This is a genomic window from Lacticaseibacillus suihuaensis (genome assembly GCF_054785075.1).
The window spans coordinates 54,794-74,522 of record NZ_BAAGBJ010000009.1; the positions used below are offsets into that span (position 1 = coordinate 54,794).

At 65.5% G+C, this 19,729-nt stretch carries 20 protein-coding genes; 5 read left to right on the plus strand and 15 right to left on the minus strand.

The genetic code is table 11. The annotated features are described in order from the left end of the window. The first annotated feature begins 41 nt into the window (after positions 1 to 41). Entirely contained in the window at positions 42 to 1,451 is a 1,410-nt protein-coding gene (locus tag ACYVRZ_RS09025; RefSeq protein WP_461226286.1) for a C69 family dipeptidase, read from the plus strand. An 831-nt stretch (positions 1,452 to 2,282) separates the two neighbouring features. On the opposite strand, the gene ACYVRZ_RS09030 is transcribed toward ACYVRZ_RS09025, so the two are convergent. From ACYVRZ_RS09030 to ACYVRZ_RS09060, 7 genes are all read right to left on the minus strand, one after another. Continuing rightward, the gene (locus tag ACYVRZ_RS09030; RefSeq protein WP_461226287.1) at positions 2,283 to 2,483 is read right to left on the minus strand and encodes a hypothetical protein; all 201 of its coding nucleotides are present in this window, start codon (positions 2,481 to 2,483) and stop codon (positions 2,283 to 2,285) included. Continuing rightward, complete coding sequence (locus ACYVRZ_RS09035; protein ID WP_461226288.1) at positions 2,473 to 2,622, minus strand: hypothetical protein; 150 nt, start codon at positions 2,620 to 2,622, stop codon at positions 2,473 to 2,475. Before ACYVRZ_RS09035 ends, ACYVRZ_RS09030 begins: the two co-directional genes overlap by 11 nt. Positions 2,623 to 2,625: 3 nt before the next feature. Next, complete coding sequence (locus ACYVRZ_RS09040) at positions 2,626 to 3,540, minus strand: hypothetical protein (protein ID WP_461226289.1); 915 nt, start codon at positions 3,538 to 3,540, stop codon at positions 2,626 to 2,628. Further along, a complete protein-coding gene (locus tag ACYVRZ_RS09045; protein ID WP_461226290.1) occupies positions 3,540 to 4,253 on the minus strand; it encodes a hypothetical protein in 714 nt (237 codons plus the stop codon). The genes ACYVRZ_RS09040 and ACYVRZ_RS09045 overlap by 1 nt, the downstream gene beginning before the upstream one ends. After that, positions 4,243 to 5,109, minus strand: coding sequence for an ATP-binding cassette domain-containing protein (locus tag ACYVRZ_RS09050; RefSeq protein ID WP_461226291.1), 867 nt, complete (start codon positions 5,107 to 5,109; stop codon positions 4,243 to 4,245). Before ACYVRZ_RS09050 ends, ACYVRZ_RS09045 begins: the two co-directional genes overlap by 11 nt. Next, positions 5,102 to 5,473 carry a GntR family transcriptional regulator gene (locus ACYVRZ_RS09055; protein WP_461226292.1) on the minus strand — a complete coding sequence of 124 codons (372 nt, stop codon included), beginning with the start codon at positions 5,471 to 5,473 and terminating at the stop codon, positions 5,102 to 5,104. Before ACYVRZ_RS09055 ends, ACYVRZ_RS09050 begins: the two co-directional genes overlap by 8 nt. Before the next feature lie 868 nt (positions 5,474 to 6,341). Then, positions 6,342 to 8,282, minus strand: coding sequence for a glycoside hydrolase family 127 protein (locus ACYVRZ_RS09060; protein ID WP_461226293.1), 1,941 nt, complete (start codon positions 8,280 to 8,282; stop codon positions 6,342 to 6,344). Between the two features lie 100 nt (positions 8,283 to 8,382). Here ACYVRZ_RS09060 and ACYVRZ_RS09065 point away from each other — a divergent pair, with 100 nt between their 5' ends. The 3 genes from ACYVRZ_RS09065 to ACYVRZ_RS09075 all read left to right on the plus strand — a co-directional run bounded on the left by ACYVRZ_RS09065 (position 8,383) and on the right by ACYVRZ_RS09075 (position 11,452). Beyond that, positions 8,383 to 9,465 carry a helix-turn-helix domain-containing protein gene (locus ACYVRZ_RS09065; protein ID WP_461226294.1) on the plus strand — a complete coding sequence of 361 codons (1,083 nt, stop codon included), beginning with the start codon at positions 8,383 to 8,385 and terminating at the stop codon, positions 9,463 to 9,465. Continuing rightward, positions 9,462 to 9,977 carry a GNAT family N-acetyltransferase gene (locus tag ACYVRZ_RS09070; RefSeq protein WP_461226295.1) on the plus strand — a complete coding sequence of 172 codons (516 nt, stop codon included), beginning with the start codon at positions 9,462 to 9,464 and terminating at the stop codon, positions 9,975 to 9,977. The genes ACYVRZ_RS09065 and ACYVRZ_RS09070 overlap by 4 nt, the downstream gene beginning before the upstream one ends. A 122-nt stretch (positions 9,978 to 10,099) precedes the next feature. Then, a complete protein-coding gene (locus tag ACYVRZ_RS09075; RefSeq protein WP_461226296.1) occupies positions 10,100 to 11,452 on the plus strand; it encodes a threonine/serine exporter family protein in 1,353 nt (450 codons plus the stop codon). Positions 11,453 to 12,035: 583 nt separating this feature from the next. Here the strand turns inward: ACYVRZ_RS09075 and ACYVRZ_RS09080 are convergent. From ACYVRZ_RS09080 to ACYVRZ_RS09100, 5 genes are all read right to left on the minus strand, one after another. After that, complete coding sequence (locus ACYVRZ_RS09080) at positions 12,036 to 12,371, minus strand: hypothetical protein (protein ID WP_461226297.1); 336 nt, start codon at positions 12,369 to 12,371, stop codon at positions 12,036 to 12,038. Positions 12,372 to 12,747: 376 nt separating this feature from the next. Further along, entirely contained in the window at positions 12,748 to 14,052 is a 1,305-nt protein-coding gene (locus tag ACYVRZ_RS09085; RefSeq protein ID WP_461226298.1) for a TPM domain-containing protein, read from the minus strand. Next, positions 14,049 to 14,642: a TMEM175 family protein gene (locus tag ACYVRZ_RS09090; RefSeq protein WP_461226299.1), complete on the minus strand. Its 594-nt coding sequence runs from the start codon at positions 14,640 to 14,642 to the stop codon at positions 14,049 to 14,051. The genes ACYVRZ_RS09085 and ACYVRZ_RS09090 overlap by 4 nt, the downstream gene beginning before the upstream one ends. Positions 14,643 to 14,681: 39 nt before the next feature. Next, a complete protein-coding gene (locus ACYVRZ_RS09095; RefSeq protein WP_461226300.1) occupies positions 14,682 to 15,368 on the minus strand; it encodes an NAD-dependent protein deacylase in 687 nt (228 codons plus the stop codon). Positions 15,369 to 15,502: 134 nt separating this feature from the next. Beyond that, on the minus strand, positions 15,503 to 16,417 hold the full coding sequence (locus tag ACYVRZ_RS09100; protein WP_461226348.1) for a hypothetical protein: 915 nt from the start codon (positions 16,415 to 16,417) through the stop codon (positions 15,503 to 15,505). 374 nt (positions 16,418 to 16,791) lie between these two features. On the opposite strand from ACYVRZ_RS09100, the gene ACYVRZ_RS09105 reads away from it, so the two are divergent. Continuing rightward, positions 16,792 to 17,301 carry a YbhB/YbcL family Raf kinase inhibitor-like protein gene (locus tag ACYVRZ_RS09105; RefSeq protein WP_461226301.1) on the plus strand — a complete coding sequence of 170 codons (510 nt, stop codon included), beginning with the start codon at positions 16,792 to 16,794 and terminating at the stop codon, positions 17,299 to 17,301. Between the two features lie 207 nt (positions 17,302 to 17,508). On the opposite strand, the gene ACYVRZ_RS09110 is transcribed toward ACYVRZ_RS09105, so the two are convergent. The 3 genes from ACYVRZ_RS09110 to ACYVRZ_RS09120 all read right to left on the minus strand — a co-directional run bounded on the left by ACYVRZ_RS09110 (position 17,509) and on the right by ACYVRZ_RS09120 (position 19,632). Continuing rightward, a complete protein-coding gene (locus ACYVRZ_RS09110; protein WP_461226302.1) occupies positions 17,509 to 18,327 on the minus strand; it encodes an alpha/beta hydrolase in 819 nt (272 codons plus the stop codon). Next, entirely contained in the window at positions 18,324 to 18,872 is a 549-nt protein-coding gene (locus ACYVRZ_RS09115; RefSeq protein ID WP_461226303.1) for a hypothetical protein, read from the minus strand. The genes ACYVRZ_RS09110 and ACYVRZ_RS09115 overlap by 4 nt, the downstream gene beginning before the upstream one ends. Before the next feature lie 211 nt (positions 18,873 to 19,083). Next, a complete protein-coding gene (locus ACYVRZ_RS09120; RefSeq protein ID WP_461226304.1) occupies positions 19,084 to 19,632 on the minus strand; it encodes a histidine phosphatase family protein in 549 nt (182 codons plus the stop codon). Positions 19,633 to 19,729: the final 97 nt, after the last annotated feature.

Here is a 19,729-nt window from a genome sequence, read left to right on the forward strand (position 1 = left end):
GGCTTACAATAGAAGCATCATTCAGAAAAGAGTTGAGCGAATTGACCAAACGCATCAAAGGTTCCTGCACCACTATTCTCGTCGGCAAGAAGGCCAGCCTCGACGGGTCGACCATCATCGCCCGTAACGAAGACGGCAACGCCCCGCTGCACCCGCAAAAGTTCGTGCTGGTGACCCCGGACAAGCAGCCGCGCCACTACCAAAGCGTCTTGAGCACCTTCAACCTCGACTTGCCGGACAACCCGCTGGCCTACACATCCACCCCGGAGGCCGTTGACGGCCACGGCTTGTGGGCCGCCGCCGGCATCAACAGCGAGAACGTCGCGATGACCTCGACGGAAACCATCACCACCAACAGCCGGATTCTGGGCATCGACCCGCTGGTTGAAGCAGGCCTGGGCGAAGAGGACATGCCGACCATCACGCTGCCTTACATCCACAGTGCTCGCGAAGGCGTGGAACGCCTCGGTGCCTTGTTGACGCAGTACGGCACCTACGAGACCAACGGCATCTGCTTTGCCGACAAGGACGAGGTCTGGTACTTCGAAAGCATCGCCGGCCACCACTGGGCCGCCGTTCGCATCCCCGACGACGCCTACGTGGTCGCCCCCAACCGCTTCAACATCACCGCCTTCGACTTCGATTCCGCAGACACCCTCTGCTCGGCCGACCTGAAGGCCTTGGTCGACGACAACCAGCTGAACCCGGATCCGGCAGGCTACAACCTCCGCCACATTTTCGGCTCGGCCTCCTTCAAGGACACCCGCTACAACAACCCTCGGGCCTGGTACGGCCAAAAGTACTTCAACCCCGAGTTCGATACCACGCCGATCGACCAAGACCTGCCGTTCATCTGCCGGACCAACCACAAGATCTCGATTGAAGACGTCAAGCTGGTGCTGTCCTCCCACTACCAAAACACGCCTTACGACGTCTACGGCGGCCAGGGCACGGCCGAGGAGAAAAAGCGGTTCCGCCCGATCGGCATCAACCGCAACCAGGAGCTGCACATCCTGCAGATCCGCAACAACGTCCCGGCCGCCATCGCCGGCATCCACTGGCTGGCGTTTGGACCCAACACCTTCAACGCGGTGATTCCGTTTTACGCCAACGTCAACGACACCCCGGCGACCTACCGCGACACCACGGCCGAGTTCGACCCGACCAAGATGTACTGGCTGTCCAACCTGATGGCGACCTTCGGCGACACCGACTTCACGCTGTTCGAGGACCAAGAGAACGTCTTCGAGGAAAACACCGTGGCGGCCTGCCGCTACCTGCAGCGCCAAACCGACGCGGCGGCCGCAACGCAGGCGGATCTGAAGGCCTACCTGACCGAGGCCAACGCCAAAATGGCCGCCATCTCCTTCAAGAACAGCAACAAGCTGCTGGGCCAGATGGTCGAGCTCGCCGCCCCGCGGATGGCCCTGCAGTTCACGCTGCACGACTAAACCCAGGGCGAAGAAGCGCGGGCTTAGCGAATCGAATAGCCTAGCGCTAGCGATGAGGCGGGCCTTGCCTCAACGCTAGTGCGTAGCTATTCGCATTCGCGTTGCGCTTCGTAGCCCGACGACCAGGGCGAAGCAAGGCGGGTTTAGCGGGACGGGTAGCGTAGGGTTGGTGCTTGAGGCCTGCACTTGGCCTCGAGTGCCGACCCTAGCTAACCGCTCCCGCGTTGCCTTGCGTAGCCCGACGAACCAGGGCGAAGCAAGGCGGGTTTAGCGGGACGGGTAGCCTAGCCAGGGTGCTTGGGGCCTGGGCTTGGTCCCGAGTACCCTGGCGTAGCTAACCGCTCCCGCGTTGCCTTGCGTAGCCCGACGAACCAGGGCGAAGCAGCGCGGACTTAGCGAATCGAATAGCCTAGCGCTAGCGATGAGGCGGGCCTTGCCTCAACGCTAGTGCGTAGCTATTCGCATCCGCGTTGCGCTTCGTAGCCCGACGAACCAGGGCGAAGCAAGGCGGGTTTAGCGGGACGGGTAGCGTAGGGTTGGTGCTTGAGGCCTGCACTTGGCCTCGAGTGCCGACCCTAGCTAACCGCTCCCGCGTTGCCTTGCGTAGCCCGACGAACCAGGGCGAAGCAAGGCGCATTTAGCGGGACGGCGGCTTGCGCCAAACTGACATCTTGGAAGCACGACATCAAGTCTAGAGATTCCTGGGAGTAGTGCTCGACTAGCAAAACCGCGTCAATCAACGCATCTGCGCGTTGATTGACGCGGTTTTTGTTTACCCTCACCACGCAAAAACGCGCCTGCTACCGGCAGACGCGCCACATTTTTGCTTCGCTACTGGCGGCCGCGCAGGTACCGCACGACGGTCAGCGCCAGACCGGCGACCGCGACGATTGCGGCCACCACATACGTGACCGGTGACCCCAGCGGATCGCGCAGCACCCGCAACAGCGTCGCCGTCGAGACGACGACCAGCAGTAGGTCCAGGAGCAACGACCCGAGGCCGGGCCGGTTATTGGTTTGGTTATTGTTCATGCGCCTTCTCCTTTTCCGGCCACCAGATGGCGACCAGCAGCGCGACGACCAGCCCCACGCGCAGCGGCCAACTGGTCGTCAGCACAAGCGCCGCCAGCAGCGCAAGAGCCAGCAACGTGCCAATGATTCTTCTTGTCATGTCTCACCTCTGGCTCATCGCCGGCAGCGCCAGGAACACCGCCACCACGATTAAGAATAGCACCCGGGTCATGAACAGCATCGGGGCGAACAGCAGCACCCCGACGGCCAGCACGATCAGCGCGACGCGCAGCGGCTGGCGGTGGCGACCGCCGAGCGGCCGCGTCCAGACCGGACCGGTCACGTTCAGGTCGGTGCCGGCCAGAAGCACCAGGTCGGCGAGCAACAGCAGCGCCAGCACAATGCCGGCCAGCCCGGGCAACAGCCACGGGGTCGCCGTCGTCGCGTCGAGCTGGTGGTCGAAGCTCCCGCTGGCCAGGGCCCGGGTGAGTTGGGCCGCCGCGCTGTCGCTCGGCGCGATGGTTTTGACCACCGGATCGAAGCCGAGGAAAAACACCGCGAGCAGCGCTAGCACCGCCACGCCGAACGCGTAAGGGTTGACATAGTAGTGCAGCGCGTTGATGAACACGCCGATCAAGGCGGCGCTCATCAAAAGCGCGAAGATGAACAGGCCGTTGGCCAGCCACAGCGTCGCGGTCTCAGCCCCCGGGTAACCCAGCTCGTGCAGGAAGGTCTCGGGCGTCCCCAGCAGCCGCGCGTAGCCCCACATGATGGCGGTCATCGAGGCGGCCAGCGTCGCCCAGGTCACCAGCAGGCTTGCGATCACGCTGCGCCGCGTGGCCCCCATCGAAGCGGCCAGGCGCAGCCACCGCGGCGTTTTGACCACCGCGACGGCCAGGAAAATCACGACGCTTGGCACAATCAGCGGGGTGCCGACCGTGTCGGGCCCGTCGCTTGTCAGAATCAGGCTGAAAAGCGCCCAGAACCCGGCGGTCAACGCCGCCATCGCCGCCAGGAAAACGCCGAAAATCGCCAGCGTCTCCTTGAACTCAAGTCTCAGCATTGCGCGTAACTTCATCATTTCACCCCCACTTCGACCTGGGCCACGCCGCGCCAGGCCAGCCAGCCGACCAGCGCGTCAAGCGCCAGCAGCCACAGTGCCGCCAGCCACGGCCGCGCTGCCACGCCGGCGGCCGACAACCCGATGGCAAGCCTTGGGGCGGTCAACACCGCCGCGTGAATCGTCGTGTCGCCCAGAATCATGGCCGTGCCGATCAACAGCCCGGCGACGGTGAAGGCCGCCACGCTGACCCAGGTGGTCACGCGCTTGCCGCGGCCGCGCATCGCCAGGCCACCGATCACGCCGAGCAGCGCGAACAGCGCCATGGCCAACAGGACCAAAACCGCCGCCCAGACCGGGCCGCCGAAGACGCCTTTCACGTACGGCGTCACCAGGCTGACCGGCTTGGCGCCGATCAGCCGCACCACCGCCTGCATCGCAAGCAGCGCGGCGGCCCCCAGAACAATCAGCGGCAGCAACAGCATCGCGCCGACCTTCCGCATGTTGCGGCGGGTCACGCCGTTTTGGAAGGCCTGGTCGACGCCGACGTCGATCAGCAGCATGCCGCCGCAGGCCACGTCGATGGCGATCAACAGGTCGCCGAGGCTGAAGTCGTGCTGGTGCAAGAGCGGCGGCAGCCCCACGATCACGATTGCCGTGGTCACGATCATCACCACCATGCTGACCAGCACCGTGTTGGCCAGGCTGTGCAACAGCGCCTTACTTTTCATGGCGCTCACCCCGCGTCAGCTCGATGAACAGGCGCTGCAGGTCCATAGCGTCGAGCGTCACGCCGGCCGGCAGCGGCCGCTCCAGCGGCGCGTCCAGCGTGTAGGCCGTCAGCATCCCGCCCAGCGCCTGCTTGCGCATCACCGGCGTGTCGCGCAGGTAATCCGTCACCAGGCCGGCGGGGCCGGACACCACGCGGCCCTTGGCCAGCACCGTCGCGACGTCTTCGGCCAGCACGATTTCGCCGCCGGCCAGCACGTTGACGTTTTCGACCAGATTCGCGACCTCCTCGATCAGGTGCGTCGCGATGACGAAGGTTCGCGGCCGCTGGGCGTAAGTCGCGAGCAGCTCCTGGTAAAAAAGCTCCCGGGCCGGCGCGTCGAGCCCGAGCACCGGCTCGTCCAGCAGCACGAAGTCACACGGGACGCACAGCGCGATGATCAGCCGGGCGATGGTCTGATAGCCCGTCGACAGCTGGCCGAGCTTGGCCGAATCGCGCAGCTCAAAGGCGGCGAGCAGGTGCTGGGCCAGTTCGTCATCGAAGTCCCCGTACATCTGGCGGGTCAGCTTGAAAAGCCAGGCCAGCTTGCGATCGGCCGGGTACAGCTGGGCCGAAGACATCAGGAAGATGCGGTTTTGCGCCGCCTCGTTTTCGACCACCGACTTGCCGTCCAGGGTCACCGCCCCGGTAGTCGCAAAGGTGCGGTTATTGACGATGCGCATCAGAGTGCTTTTGCCGGCGCCGTTGCGGCCCAGCAGCGCGTAGATTTTGCCGGCCTCCCAGGTCGCGTTGACGCCGCGCAGCACCTGCTTGTCACCGTAGCGCTTGGTCACGTTCTTGAATTTCAGCTCACTCATGGTTGTACTCCTTTTCGATGGCGGCGGTCAGCTGCCCCGCCGTGATGCCCAGCGCCTTGGCCTGCCGCACCACCTGTGGCACCGCCGCCGCGAAAAATTCGGCCTGCTGTGCCGCGGCCAGCCGGTCTCTGGCGCCTTGGACGACGAACATCCCGACGCCGCGCCTTTTTTCAATCACGCCGGCATCGACCAGCTCGTTCATCCCGCGCAGCACCGTCGCCGGGTTGATCGCGTAGGTTCGCGCCACCTCGGTCGTCGACGGAATCTGGCTTTCTTCCGGGAACGCCCCGGACAAAATGCCGGCGGTGAACTGCTGCGCAATCTGGTGGTACAGCGGCACCACGGAACTCGCATCAAAATGCACGAAGACCCCTCCTTCGTTCGTTGGTTAGTTGGTCAAGTAATTAACCTCACCGACAGGATAGCACCCCGACTCGCTAAAGGCAACCACAAAAGTGACGGCACCACCAAAAAGGCGGCCACCGGGGGATGACCGCCTTTGCAGGCTGTTGTGGTTGCGGGCGGTGCAGTGCAACGAACCCGCCAAGCGCCACGGCTAGGTCGTATCTGATAATCCGGGCTCCGGCTCGGGCGGACCACTACCTCCGGCTCCGGGCCGGGGCGGCGGAACGCGTGGGGCTCTCCTGAGCCCGTTCCGGTCTCAGGACCCGCCCTTCCTGTAAGCCGGCAAGTACGGCCGACTAACAGGAATTTCACGCTAGCTCGCCCCGGCTCTACGCCTCCAGAAGCGGTGCCGTCCGAGCCTCCGCCCTACCTAGTGGTGAATCCACCAACTCGTGGCATTCTAGGCTGAATACAGACTGGTTATAGTTTCAGATACTACCTAGGCTACCCGTCCCGCTAAACCCGCGGCGCTTCGCCCTGGTTCGTCGGGCTACTCGCCGCAACACGGGAGCGGCTAGCTACGCCGCGGCACTCGGGACCAGGCCCGGGTCCCAAGCACCACGGCTAGGCTACCCGTCCCGCTAAACCCGCGGCGCTTCGCCCTGGTTCGTCGGGCTACTCGCCGCAACACGGGAGCGGCTAGCTACGCCGCGGCACTCGGGACCAGGCCCGGGTCCCATGCGCCACGGCTAGGCTACCCGTCCGCTAAACCCGCGGCGCTTCGCCCTGGTTCGTCGGGCTACGTCGCGCAACGTGAACTCGATTAGCTCGCACTGGCGCTCGAAGCACAACCCGCTTCAAGCGCCAGCGCAACGCTAATCGGTTCGCTAAACCCGCGCTTCTTCGCCCTGGTCTCTTACCCACACGCTCATCTCCCCGACTGCGCGGTTGGCCCAGGCGAAGTACGGGATGAACGCGAGCGGCTGCGACCGCGGTCCCGCCGCAACCGCGGCGGTCGCGCCAGGCAGCCGCAGGCCAAGCGCCGTCAGCCGCACCAGCGGCAGGGCGAAGGTCGTCGCGTCGGCGGCGGCCGTCAGCTCAGCGTCTTTTGGCAGCACCAGCCACGGCAGCTGAGGGCCGTTGTCGACCTGCTCCAGACAGTAGACGATCGGGCCTCGGGCGACGGCGACCAGGCCGATGTCGGCTCGCACCGCCGGGTTGGCGTGAACCCGCCGGGCGACCAGCGGCAGGGTTAAGTCGACCACCGAGCCGTTTTGCACCGCGACTTCGGCGTAGCCGGCCACCGCGGTCGCCGGCACCGGCTGGCCATCGACGGTCAGCGACCAGCCGGCGGCCCAGGCCGGAATCCGCAGCGCCAGGGTGAAGGTCACGCCGTGCGGGGCAGCGACGGTGAAGCGCTGGCCGCTTCGCCACGGGTAGCCGCCGGTCTGGGTGACCGTCGCACCGTTGTCCAAAGTCGCGGTGCCGCCGACGTACTGGTTGACCTCCAGCCGCTCGCCGCGGGTCAGGTAGACGTAGCGGTCGAGGCTGGCCACCAGCCGCGCGAGGTTCGGGGGGCAGCAGGCGCAGTTCAGCCAGGCCGGCCGCGTCGGCAGCACGTGGCGCTTGGCCGGATCCAGCCGGCAGGCGGTTGGGTCGACCTCAAGCGGGTTGACGTAGAAAAAATGCGCCCCGTCAAGCGCCACGCCGGCCAGCATGCCGTTGAACAGCTCCCGCTCGATCACGTCGGCGTATTCGGCGTTCGGCGCCGCCTGAAGCAGCGCCTGCAGGAAAAACACCATCGCGCAGCTGGCGCAGGTCTCCGCGTAGGCCGTGGCGTTGGGCAGGTCGTCCGGGAAGGTGAAGGCCTCGCCGTTGACGGTCTGGCCGACCCCGCCGGTCACGTACATCTGATGGTCGATGATGCGCTCAGCAAGCCGCCGGCAAGCCGCCAAAAGCGCCTCATCGGCCCCGAGCCGCCCGGCCTGGGCCGCCCCGGCCAGCAGGTACAGCATCCGCACCGCGTGGCCCTCAGGCTCGGGCATCTGCGTCAGCGGCACGTCGGCCTGGAAGTACCCGAGGTCCTGCCAGTCGCCGTTCCAGTACGGCTCGTTTTTGACCGCCGTGGTTCGCGCCTGTTCCTTGAAAAAGTTCGGGGTGGTGCCGCGCTGGTTGAGCATGTACAGGGCCAAGTCGAGGTGGCGGCGGTCGCCGGTCACCGAATACAACCGCGTCAGCGCCAGCTCAACTTCGGGGTGGCCGGGGTAGCCGTGCAGCTTGCCGGGCTCGGGGCCAAAATGCGCGGCCAGGTAGTCGGCCATTTTCACCGCAATGGTCAGGGCCTGCTCGCTTGCGGTCGCCTCGTAGTAGGCGCAGCCGGCCTCGATGTAGTGGCCCATGCAGTAGAGCTCGTGGGACCGCGCGACGTGTTTGAGCTTGCGGTCGGGCGCCTCCAGCTGAAAGTAGGTGTCGAGGTACCCGTCGTCCTCCTGGGCGGCGGCGATCAGCGCCACCACCGCATCGCACTGGGCGGCAAGCGCCGCGTCGGGCTGGCTTTGCAGCGAATAGGCCGCGGCCTCCAGCCACTTGTAGACGTCGGAGTCTTGGAACCACATGCCGGCGAACCCGCCGGCCTCAAGCCCCGCCGCGCGGCGCAGGTTGCGGATCGCGTGGCTGTTGTCCTGGGCGTCGTAGCTGTTGCCACCGGGGTTGGCCACCGCCTCTTGGTCGTTGAGCACCCGCCACTGGTAGGGAATCATCTGGGTTCGCACCAGCTTGCGGTAGTAATTCCAGAAGTCATCATCGATGGTCACCTGAGTCAGTTTCATGTCGCACCTCCATTACCGCCAGTATAAGCGTTTACTTTCGGCGCCAACACTGCTAGAATCTGAGAATTGGTGGCCGATTCCGACCACGGGAGGCGAGACGATGGTTTTTCTCAAAATGGCCCTGGCCCAGCCGGCCACGTACCTGCAAAGCGGCGAGTTCACGGCGGCCCTGGGCTGGCGGCACCACCGCGCGGTTCACGGCCGAGACACCGAGCTGTTGCTCGGCGTCAGCGGCGAGGTGCATTTATCCGTGGCCGGCGCGACCTATCACCTCGGCCCCGGCGACGCCTTGGTGGTCTTCCCCCACGAAACCATCGTGGGGGCCCAGCCGACGCTGACGCCGAGCCGCTTCCTGTGGCTGCACGTGGTGGCCGAGGCCGCGTTGGTGGCCGGGCCGGGCGACGACGCGACCGCGGCGAATGCTGGAGCGGTGGGTGCAGCAGCGGCGGATGCCGGAGCGATGGCCGGTGCCGATCACTCGAACGCAGCCGATACCGACGACTCGGCCGCGGCCGCGGCGACAGGAGCAGGCCATCCCACCGCGGCCGGGCCGGGCGGTGCCGACCCGGCCGAACGCGCCTCGGCCGCGGCGACACGCACCGTTATCCTGCCGCGGTTCGCCCACCTCGCGTCGCCGCAGCCCGGCGTCGCGTGGCGCCAGCTGCTGGACCTCGCGCATGACCCGACCCAAGCCGCCTTGATTCGCGACTACCAAGCGACCTTGGTGGTGCTGAGCCTCGCCGCGGCGGCCAGGCGGCACGACCGGCCCGGCGGCCAGCGGTTGATCAACGCGGTGAAGGAGTGGGTTCGCATCAACCTCGCCTCGCGACCCAGCGTCGCGCTGATTGCCGCGCATTTTGACCGCAACCCCGACTACCTCAACCGCCTGTTCAAGCAGGCCACCGGCCAGACGCTGGGCCAGTACAGCACCGCGCTGCGGCTGGACTACGCCAAGCTCTTGCTGTTGTCGACCGCAGACACCGTCGCGCAGGTCGCCGGCCGCGCCTTTTTCCCGGATGAGAAGTACTTCGCCCGGGTCTTTCACCGCGCCGTCGGGCTGCCGCCGTCGCGCTACCGCAGCGCCTTCACCCACACCTTCATGAACAACGATCAAGTCGACCCCGGCGCCGATCTGCAGCAGCAGGTCGCCGCACTCGAGGCCACCAAGGAGCAATCACAATGAAAATTCAACCCGTCACCAAAGACTACCTGGCACCGAGCGTCGCGCTGGTCACCGCGGCCTTCGCCACCGCCGCTCACAGCGACGGCAACGAGGGGCCGCTGGTCGCCAAGCTCCGCCAGTCTGCCACCTATCACCCCGAGTACGACGCCATCGCGCTGGCCGACGACGGCACCTTGATCGGCCACGCGATGCTGTCGGAGGCGTCAGTCGGTGCGACCAAGCTGTTCGTGCTGGCGCCGCTTGCCGTCGCGCCGGCTCACCAACACCAAGGCGTCGGCAGCGCCTTAATCGCCTACCTGGAGGCGGTCGCCGGCGAGGACCTGCGCCGCGCCATCTCGATTCTCGGCGACCCCGCCTACTACGGCCGCTTCGGCTACGGCCCGGCCGCCCGGTTCGGCATCACCGCGCCGTTCCCCGTCGCCGATGAAAATTTCATGATTCGCGAGCTGATTCCCGGCGGATTGCGCGGCGTCACCGGTCGCCTGCAGTACGATCCGGCGTTTGGCCTTTAGCCCGAACCGGCGGCCTGAGCGGCTCGCCCAAGCCGCACCCCTGCGGCGCAGTCTTTGGACTGCGCCTTTTTGGTTTTGCTGAAAAGGTGTAAACTAGAGGCTAACAAGCTTGGAGGCAAACCATGGACCACTCAGATAAACCGGCGGCGCGGCCGCGCGTCACGCTGTCGCCGAACCACCACATGACCATCAACTGGCACAGCTTCGACCGCCAAGACGACGCGCCGGTCACCCGCACCAGCCTGACCGAACGCGCGACCATCGTCGGCCGCGTCGGCATCATCATGCTCTCTTGCGGCACCGGGGCCTGGCGGGTTCGCGAGGCGATGAACACCATCGCCCGGGACCTCGGCCTGACCTGCGCGGCCGACGTCGGCCTGATCACCATCGAATACACCTGCTTCGACCACGGCCGCCACTACACCCAGGCGCTGGCCCTGCCGACCAGCGGCGTCAACACCGACAAGCTGACGGTGATCGAACGCTACGTCACCCGCTTCGTGACGGATTGCCTGGGCCTGACCGTCGGCGAGATCCACGCCCAGCTGGACCAGATTCAGCACAAACCGGGCAACTTCTCGGCGCTGACCGCCGGGCTCGCGTCGGCCTTGGCCTGCGCCGCCTTCACCTTCCTGCTCGGCGGCGGTCCGATCGAGATGATCTGCGCCTTCCTCGGCGCCGGCGTCGGCAACTACTCCCGGCGGCTGATGGGGGCTCGGCGCATCACCGTCACCGCCAGCACCGCCGTGTCCGTCGCCTTGGCCTGCCTGTCTTACCTCTTGATGTTCAAGGTGCTGGAGCTTGGGTTTCACATCTCCCAGGCTCACGAGGCCGGCTACATCGGCGCGATGCTGTTCGTCATCCCCGGATTCCCCTTCATCACCTCGGGGCTGGACATGGCCAAGCTCGACATGAGAAGCGGCCTGGAACGCGGGACCTTTGCGATCATGGTGATCGTCGTCGCCACCGTCACCGGCTGGCTGGTGGCGCTGCTTGTGCATTTTGAGCCGCAAAACTTCATCCCGCTGCACCTCAGCTTCTGGGTGCTGTTGACCTGCCGGCTGGCGGCCAGCTTCTGCGGGGTCTACGGCTTCTCCATCATGTTCAACTCGCCGCGCAAACTCGCCGCCTCCGCCGGCCTTCTCGGCGCCGTCGCCAACACGCTGCGGCTGACTTTGGTCGACTTTGCGATGCCGGCCGCCGCCGCGGCCTTCATCGGCGCCTTGGTCGCCGGGCTGTTGGCCAGCGCCGTCAACCGCAACACCGGCTACCCGCGAATCTCCCTGACCGTGCCGGCGATTGTGATCATGGTGCCGGGGCTTTACATGTACCGCGCGATGTTCAACCTCGGCCTCAACGACTTCGGCGTCGGCGGCGGCTGGATGATCAAGGCCGTCTTGATCGTCGTCGCCCTGCCGCTGGGCCTGGCCGCGGCGCGAATCGTCACCGACTCCGAGTGGCGCCACGTGGATTGACTGGACGCAACGCAAACGGCGACCGTCCCGACGCTTCCCACATTTGGCTTGTGAGCCAAACCCGGAAGTTGTCGGCAGCGGTCGCCATTTTTGTTGGTCGCGATTTTGATAGGATATTGCGTGGTTGACTTATGATCGCGCTCATTCGGCGATTACTTAAGGTTCGTATGAACTGCGCTTTCGCCCTCAAATCGGTTACGATACGCCTTCGTGACGTCTACACCACGCTCGTAGCTAACAACCCTCAACGTTTTGTAGGCCATAGTATCTCCCTCTCGTCTCAAAAATTAGGCACAAATTCAACGATTCTAACGTATGCTAAACTTTATCTCGTGATTTTAGCCTAAATTAAGAGATATTTCCAATTACACGCTGAAATCATTGAAAATTTCCGCAAATTTCAAGATATGACCGATAGTGACCCTACAGCCGATGCCTAGTCAGAAATAGCAAAAGCGACTGCCACACCAAACACCAAAATTGGACTATCCGGTTGCTAGGTTGTTCACTCGTTAATTGCTACAAAACACCTGTTAGCTCAACTAGAAAAAACCGGCTACACATACGCAGTCGGTGCTTGCCTTCAATGATTTTTTGTGTGGGTGGTCAATTTGTTCATGCCCCACCACACCAAGGCGACCAGCGCCAGCGCCACCAGGAAGTCACCGGCGAACGCCAGCAAGTTGAACTGCCAGGTTGCGCCTTGCTGCCCCAGCCTGAAGCCGCCGGCCGCTTGCGCCGCGGCGTCCAACCTGTTCGGCGTGGCGCCTTGCAGCCACCCCAGCGGCCAGCCGTAAAAATACAGGTACAACGATTCCGTGCTGCCATCCGCGATGGCCTGACTCGCCGGTGCCAGCAGGCTCAGCCCGGTCAGCCCAAGCGCCAGCGCCACCTGGTACCCCCACGCGTGTTTGCGCATCAGTCATCCTCCGTTATCCCCGTGCGTCTGCCATCGCCTCGAGTATGGGTGAAAGCGTAACCATTGTCAAACCCAAGCGCGAGATTGCGCCGCAGGGTTCCGCTGGCCCCAAGCGTAATCCCGCCTCGGTGCCACACCAAGGCTCACCGGGATGGCAATCGAACGCATGACGCCACTCACCGCCGCCACACAGCCGGCTCGCGCCAGCACTCGCCCCCGCTGAGCCGTCAGTTACGCCAATTTCGGCCACGTGATACGTGGCTGAGGCGGCCTGCTGGGCCGGCCAAACAAAAAGCGCCCGACGCACACAAGGCGTCGGACGCGGCGAGGCCACCGTGGAATGCACCCGCGGGGCCACTGAACTTGTACTGGTTGCCTACCACCCGCCGGAGAAGCCACCGCCGCCGCTTGAGCCGCCGCCAAATCCCCCGCCAAAGTCACCGCCAGAATTGCTTGAGGTGGTCGAATCATGCGCGTAGTTGACGCCGACCCACAGCGGTAAGTCGCCGGTGTGGGTGTCGCGGCCGTACTGGTAGTCGTAGATGGCCTGAAAGGTCTTGCGCTGCTTTTGCGGCGTCAGCTTGTCGGCGTCCTTGGCGCGAACGTGCTTGACGAACTCGGCCCAGACCTGCTGCTGGTCCAAAGGCGGCACCTTGCCGGCGGCCGCCCAGGCTTCAAAGGCCGGCTGGTACTGGGTGAACGGGCCGCTGACGGCTTGCAGCTGCTCGGCACAGGCGGCCACCAAGGCGGCGAAGTCCGGATAAGCGTTGAGCACGGCGGCGCCTTGGTGCAGGGTGACCGCGCCGAACACGTACGGCGGGAACGGGCTGCCCGTGACCAGGCGCAAGCTCAGCTCGCCGAAGTTATCGCGCAGGTAGGCGGCAAAGCGCGTCTGCTGTAGCGCCAAGTCGATGGGGCCGCTCAACGGGGCCTTGACCTGGGCGACGAAGCGGTCCCGCTCGGCTTGCGGCAGGCTGGTGAAAAGCGCAAGCCCCGCCCCCGGGTCGGCGAACCGCGCCTGCAGCCGCGCGTTGCGGCGCCGCTTGCGGATCACCAGCCAGGCGGTGCCGCCGGCGGCCAAAAGCGCCGTCAGCTCAACGACCACAATCAAGACGCGGCGCATCGCCTGGGCCTGCTGGCGCTTGGCGGTGATGCCGGCCGGGGTCATGATGGCGCTGCGGTTGGCGGCAAGTTCGGCCGCGATGTTTCGCACGATCTGCTGCATCGCCGCGTCGTAGTCGCCGGCCCGGAGCTGCTTTTTGGCCGCCGCCGTGACGATTTTGCTGGAGGCGCCATCCGGGACGGCGCCTTCCAGCCCGTAGCCGACCTCCAGGCCGAACTTGCGGTCCTTGACCGCCATCACGAAGTACAGCCCGTTATCCCAGTCCTTGTGGCCGACGCCCAGCGTGTTGAAGCGGCTCGCGCGAAAATCGTCGATGTCGGCGCCGCCGGGAATGCGGTCGTAGGTCTCCACCGCCAGCTGCGGCGAGCCGGGCAGCTTGGCGAAGGTCGTGTCGTTGAGCGTCGCGATCTGGCGCAGCGTGGCCGGGCTCAGCACCCCGGCGTGGTCGTTGACCCAGGCGTTGTGAGCGGCGTCAACCGGCCGGGCGAAGCCGAACAGCGCAAGCCCCAGCAGCAGGCCGGCCAGTAATGCGGCCAGTCGGTAGTGGTTTTTTCTCATCGGGACTCCTTTTGCGCCACATGCGCCTCGATGCGCCGCTCCGGTCGCACCCACAACAGCAACAGCGCCGTGTCGACCAGAATGGTCAACGGCGGCCAGACCAGCGCCAGGCCGATCGCGACTACCGCGCCGATCACGGACACCAGCGGCTTGTAGTAGCCGGCCCCGACCAGCTGGGCGAAGGCCGCGTTGTGCTGGTCGGCCGCGCTGAGGCAGCGAATCAGCAGGTAAAAGGCGAAGTTGGTCGCCGCCACCACGATGCCGTAAGTCATCTCCGGGGCCGCGGCGCCGACGTGGTGCTCGCCGACCCAGGCCGTGACGAACGGGAACAGGCTGATGGTGAACAGGAACAGCACGTTGGCCCACAGCACCCGCCCCGAGATGCGCCGCACGATCAAGAACAGGTGGTGGTGGTTATTCCAGTACACCGCCAGGGTGAAAAACGACACGAGGTAGATCAAAATGGCGTAGCGCAACCCCCACAAGGCGGCGAAGGTGCCGCCGACCGGGGGCCGCAGCTCCAAGACCATGATGGTGATGATGATGGCGATCACGCCATCCGTGAAGGCTTCCAGACGACTTTTCGGCATAAGCATGCTCCTTTCGGCCAGCCCCCACCAGCCTGTGTGTTAAAGTGTGGCAAAAACTTCGGTGGCGTCCCCCACCACTAGGTGAGCCCCGGCCGGCAAGGCGATCGGCTCGCGGTTGACCGCCGCCAGGGTCGCCGTAGGTCGCGCGAAGCGGATCAGCCCGGCGAAGGGGTAGACCTGAAAGCTGGTGCCGACCACCACAATCAGGTCGGCAGCCTGGACCGCGCGAATCGCCGCGGCGCTGACTTGCGGGTCGATCGGCTCGCCGTACAACACAATGTGCGGCCGCAGCCGACCGTCGTCGGTTGCATGCACGTCCGACTGCAGGTAATCCTGGTACGGCACCTGGCGGCCGCAGGTGAGGCAGCGGATGTCGTACAGGTTGCCGTGAAACTCGGTCACGTGCTTGGCGCCGGCCGCCTGGTGCAGCCCGTCGACGTTTTGGGTGACGATCGCCCCCTTGGCGTTGGTGATGGTCGCCATCGCCGTGTGAATCGCGTTGGGCTTGGCGGTTGGGTAGAACATGTTGGCGACCACCCAGTCGTGGAAGGCCTGGTGGTGGTCGCGCAGGTTAGCGGCCGACAGCGCGTATTCCGGCCGCTCCACGGCCGAATACAGGCCGCCCTTGCTGCGGTAATCCGGAATGCCCGAGGCGGTCGACACCCCGGCCCCGGTCATGAACGTGACAAAATGCGCTTGCGCAATCGCTTGTTTCAGATCAAACATGCTCGCATCCCCCTTTGCGCGTGACTGGCGGGTAGCCGCGGTGCGGCCGGGCGGTCGGCTCGTTGCCGGTCACGCCGTGCGGCTAGGCGGTAGCGCCGTTTGCGGCGACCGGCCCGACTGGCTCACTGGCGCGGTCACTCGCGAATCGTGTAATCCAGCTGGTACTGGTCCAGCACTTCCTTCAGTGGCCGACGGTACAGGTCCTGAAAGGCCTCGGGGCTTTCGGATTGCAGCGGCAGCACGAAGGCGTTTTGGCCGTCGCCCTTGGCCTGGGCCACGTAGGCGCGGTGCTTGGTGGTGCGATCGCGCATCGCGCTGTGGCGAATCTCGTAGGTCTGATTGACCGCCAGGCGCAGCTGCCGCTCGGACAACACCGGTGGCAGGGTCGCGAACTCGTCGTTCAACGTCGCCTGGTAGCCGTGCTGGGTCAGCACGTTGTCGAACTGGCGCCACAGCTTGACGACGGCGCGGCGGAAGGCGAACGGGGTACCCAGCGGCTTGTCTTGCAGTAGCATGTACAGCTGCTGGGCGGCCTCAGCCTCCTCCGGCGCCGCGGAGGTCCAGTCGCCGAACGTGCCGATCATCACGCAGGCGTCAAGCGCCGTCAGGGTGCGAAACACGCTCAGCCCCGAGGCGTCGAGCCCCAGCGTCTGCACGTAGCCGTCGGTCAGCTGCTTTTCCACCGCCTCATCCCACAGGCCCAGCTTCTGCTGCCAGGCCTTGATCTGGCCGTGCAGCGCCGCGTCGTACAGCGCGGTGGCGACGGCGAAGAACTGCTGGTCGACATCCGGATCGCCGGACGCCAGGTGAAACTGCAGCGGCGGGAAGCCGGCGGCGGTGAAGCGCATGTGCAACAGCTCGTGGCTCAGCGTGTAGTCGACATTGGTCGTGTCCGACACCGTGATCTGCAGGTGGTCGTTGGCCAAGAGCTCCTGGTGCGACTGGGCGTGGGTCAAAACCCCGCTGGCCGGGCCGTCAATCACGACCTCGATCGGCATGGTGTAGCGCTTTTGCACCTCTTCAAACAGCGGCTGAAGCTTCTCTGGAATCATTGCGATAACCTCCTGTGTGACGCGACGGACAATACTGCACTAATTCTACCATGAAAAAAGCCGCGGGAGGAGTCGGCGACCCGCTCGCGGCGGTTGCGATGCGAATAATTATGGCGGCGCTCCGGCCAACCGTGACTCATCGATTAGCGCGACTCGTCACGGCTTGGCGGCCACTTCGGGCCATGCTCCAATCGCCGAGCCGTGATTGCTGCCGCTGGTGAGACACCGGCGGCAGGGTCAACAACAAGAGCCCCCGCGGCCGCGCTGACCCACCATGCGGCGCATTTTTCGCCAATGGCCGCGGCGGATTAGTTCTTGGCCCTAGGTCCAGTGTGGTAAGCTGGAGGCAAAAGCCCAAGGAGGTTCTGCTCATGAAACTCATCGTTCCCACCGAAGCCGGCTACCTCGCCGCTCGCTTTGGCAAATACGCAACAGGCGCCGACGTACTCGCCGCTCACCCCAAGCGCAGCTTCCCCATCGAGATCCAAGACGCGCCGGCCGACACCAAGACCTTCGCCTTGGCCTTCATCGACTACGACGCGGTGCCGGTGTCCGGCTTCGTCTGGCTCCACTGGCTGGCCGCCGATATTCCGGCGACGGTGACCACCATCCCCGAAGACGCCAGCCGCACCGCGGCCGTACCGATGGTGCAAGGCCGCAACTCCAACGCCGGCGGCCTGGTTCGCGCCACGGACGTCCAGGTCGCCCAGGGCTACGTCGGCCCCCAGCCGCCGGATAAGGACCACGCCTACACCCTGATGGTGTTCGCGCTGGACACCACGCTGGGCCTGACGCCGGGCTTTTGGCTCAACGACCTGCGCCGCGCCGCCACCGGCCACGTGCTGGCCCAAGCCGAGCTGACGCTGTGGTCACGCGCCTGAGCCGCAGGCGGCCGAGCTAGCCAGCCCTGACAATCCGGGCGGCGGCGCGGCCAACCCGGGACGATCGACGTCGCGCCGAAGCCGGTTCCTGTCAGCCTACCCCCGAGTGGGTAAGCTCCTGTCAGCCCCGCCCCCTCAACAACGCGAAACCCGACCCCGTCGCCTGCACGTGAATGCAGGCGACGGGGCCGGGTTTTGGCGTCTTGGCTAGAATTCCTGCTTCAGCCACTTCTCAAGCAGCTGCGGCCACACGGCGACGGCGTCTTGCAGCTCGGTGCGAGCCGGGCTGAGCGTCTGCTCGGTGGCCAGGCTCAGGCCGTGGCCGCCTTTGGCAAAGGCGTGAAACGCCACCGGCACATGGGCCTTGCGCAGCGCCAGGGCGAACAGCAAGGTGTTTTCCAGCGGCACCAAGGTGTCCTCGTCGGTGTGCCAGATGAAGGTCTTCGGAACGCTCGGCGTCACCTGCAGCTCCAGGCTGGTTTCTTGCATTAAAGCGGGGTCGCCGTACTGCTTGCCCAGCAGGTTTTTGAACGAATCCTGGTGGCCAAAGGTCCCGTTGGTGATCACCGGGTAGGCCAGCACCAGGCCGTTGGGGCGGATGCTGGCCGGGTCGTAGCCGTACTTCAGCGCCAAAAGCCGGTCCCACTGGGTCGCCAGGTCGGCCGCGAGGTGACCACCGGCGGAGAACCCGGCGACGATGATGCGAGTGGGGTCGACGCCCCAATCGGCGGCGTTTTTCCGGACCGTTTTCACCGCCTCGGCCAGCTCCAAGAGCTGGGTCGGGTAGCGCTTGTCCGAGCGGTCGGTGGTGCTGTAATCGAGCACGAAGGCCTGGTTGTCCTGCGCCGACAGCTGCAGCGCAATCGGCTCGGCCTCGCGCGGCGAGACGAAGGCGTAACCGCCGCCGGGGCAGATGATGATGGCCGGCCGGGTGGTCGTGACGATGTCCGGCGTCGTGTCGCGCAGGTAGGCGGTCAGCGTCGCGGCGGTGTGGTAACGATCGAGCTTGGTGGTGATAATTCTCATAGCCATGATTTTCCTTTCAAAATGGGGGCGAAGCGCGTGATGGTATCGGTCGCAACCGTCAGCCGCCAGCAGTGACGCGCGTCGTACAGATAGACAACCGCGAACGCCTGCCGGTCGGGATGCGCTCGCAAAAAATGACGCAGCCGCGTCAGGTCTGCGGCTTCCGGCAGCATGAATAAGAACAGGTCCTGCTCGGCAAAAGCCGCGTAGCCCGGCAAAAGCGCTCGCTTGCGCTCGTAGGCCGCGACCAGATCGTTGCCGGAGGCGGTCCGGGCGTTGGGAAAAACGGCGTCGCGGGGTCCTCCCAGCGCATGCACCAGCCGCATCGCCCGGTGCGGCCCGTACCTTCGGGCGGCGTGGCGATCTCTGGCCAGCAGCGCCGAGACGTCTTGTTCAATCGCTCGCGTGACCTCGCAGCCGACGCGGCCGCTTGGCGTCTGAATGTCGGGCCGGTCGGCGTTGAACGCGCCGGCGAACTTGACCGGCTCGATCTGGCGCAGCACGGCCAGGGCTCGCACTTCCTCGGGGTGAACACGGTTGGTCATCGAAGCACCGCCTTTCACAGTGGTGGGACTGAATTGAGCCGGCGGCACCCCCCGCCGCCGATCCCCGACGCACGGGGGTGCCGGCGACCGCGACGACGTCTGGGGCCGTGGCACCGACCGGCTTGCGACCATGGTGACGCCTGAGACCGCGCCGGCGCCTACAACCACGGCACCGTCCGAGACCACGGCGCCGTCTGGCTTGCGGCCGCGGCTACGCGTCCTGTGCCGGATCGACGATTCGCACCAGCGTGAAGGCCCCGGCCGCGTAAGTGAACTGCACGATGCCGCAGTTGGGCAGCTGCGCTTGAAGCACGGCGGCGTCAGCGTGACGCGCCAGGAAGTTGCGGATCGCGCCGGCATGGGACACCATCAGCACCGATTGGCCAGGCGTCGCCGCCATCAGCGAGCCGATGGTCTGCACCACGCGCTTTTCAACCGCCTGCTGGGCCTCGCCGCCGTAAGGGACGAAGAAGTCGTTGTAGGGAATGGCGGGGTTGAGGCTCTCCGGTTGGCCCTCGAAGCGGCCAAAGCCCCACTCGCGCAGCCCCTTCACCCGCCGGTAAGGCTGGTCGGTGACGAGCTCCAGGGTGTCCGAGGCGCGTTCGGCCGTCGAGCAAAAGGCCGCGTCGAACGTGATGCGATGCCGCGCGAACCACGTCGCGGCCGCCTGGCCCTGGGCGATGCCCCGCGGCGTCAGCGGCGAGTCGCACCACCCCTGAATCCGGTTCTCCACGTTGAACAGGGTCTCCCCGTGCCGCATTAAGTAAATGCGTTTGCATTATCGTCGCCTCCGTCTCCCTCGATTATAGTGGAAAAGCGCTTGCACCGCATGCTTTTCCACGCAAAAAAGGCGCCGC

Excerpts from the sequence above, each read along its gene's own strand:
- ACYVRZ_RS09090 (WP_461226299.1), bottom strand. The coding sequence starts at position 14,642 with ATGCCGAAAAGTCGTCTGGAAGCCTTCACGGATGGCGTGATCGCCATC.
- ACYVRZ_RS09060 (WP_461226293.1), bottom strand. The coding sequence starts at position 8,282 with ATGAAACTGACTCAGGTGACCATCGATGATGACTTCTGGAATTACTAC.
- ACYVRZ_RS09040 (WP_461226289.1), bottom strand. The coding sequence starts at position 3,540 with ATGAAGTTACGCGCAATGCTGAGACTTGAGTTCAAGGAGACGCTGGCG.
- ACYVRZ_RS09035 (WP_461226288.1), bottom strand. The coding sequence starts at position 2,622 with ATGACAAGAAGAATCATTGGCACGTTGCTGGCTCTTGCGCTGCTGGCG.
- ACYVRZ_RS09085 (WP_461226298.1), bottom strand. The coding sequence starts at position 14,052 with ATGAGAAAAAACCACTACCGACTGGCCGCATTACTGGCCGGCCTGCTG.
- ACYVRZ_RS09115 (WP_461226303.1), bottom strand. The coding sequence starts at position 18,872 with ATGACCAACCGTGTTCACCCCGAGGAAGTGCGAGCCCTGGCCGTGCTG.
- ACYVRZ_RS09110 (WP_461226302.1), bottom strand. The coding sequence starts at position 18,327 with ATGAGAATTATCACCACCAAGCTCGATCGTTACCACACCGCCGCGACG.
- ACYVRZ_RS09070 (WP_461226295.1), top strand. The coding sequence starts at position 9,462 with ATGAAAATTCAACCCGTCACCAAAGACTACCTGGCACCGAGCGTCGCG.
- ACYVRZ_RS09045 (WP_461226290.1), bottom strand. The coding sequence starts at position 4,253 with ATGAAAAGTAAGGCGCTGTTGCACAGCCTGGCCAACACGGTGCTGGTC.
- ACYVRZ_RS09080 (WP_461226297.1), bottom strand. The coding sequence starts at position 12,371 with ATGCGCAAACACGCGTGGGGGTACCAGGTGGCGCTGGCGCTTGGGCTG.
- ACYVRZ_RS09095 (WP_461226300.1), bottom strand. The coding sequence starts at position 15,368 with ATGTTTGATCTGAAACAAGCGATTGCGCAAGCGCATTTTGTCACGTTC.
- ACYVRZ_RS09105 (WP_461226301.1), top strand. The coding sequence starts at position 16,792 with ATGAAACTCATCGTTCCCACCGAAGCCGGCTACCTCGCCGCTCGCTTT.
- ACYVRZ_RS09120 (WP_461226304.1), bottom strand. The coding sequence starts at position 19,632 with ATGCGGCACGGGGAGACCCTGTTCAACGTGGAGAACCGGATTCAGGGG.
- ACYVRZ_RS09030 (WP_461226287.1), bottom strand. The coding sequence starts at position 2,483 with ATGAACAATAACCAAACCAATAACCGGCCCGGCCTCGGGTCGTTGCTC.
- ACYVRZ_RS09065 (WP_461226294.1), top strand. The coding sequence starts at position 8,383 with ATGGTTTTTCTCAAAATGGCCCTGGCCCAGCCGGCCACGTACCTGCAA.
- ACYVRZ_RS09050 (WP_461226291.1), bottom strand. The coding sequence starts at position 5,109 with ATGAGTGAGCTGAAATTCAAGAACGTGACCAAGCGCTACGGTGACAAG.
- ACYVRZ_RS09075 (WP_461226296.1), top strand. The coding sequence starts at position 10,100 with ATGGACCACTCAGATAAACCGGCGGCGCGGCCGCGCGTCACGCTGTCG.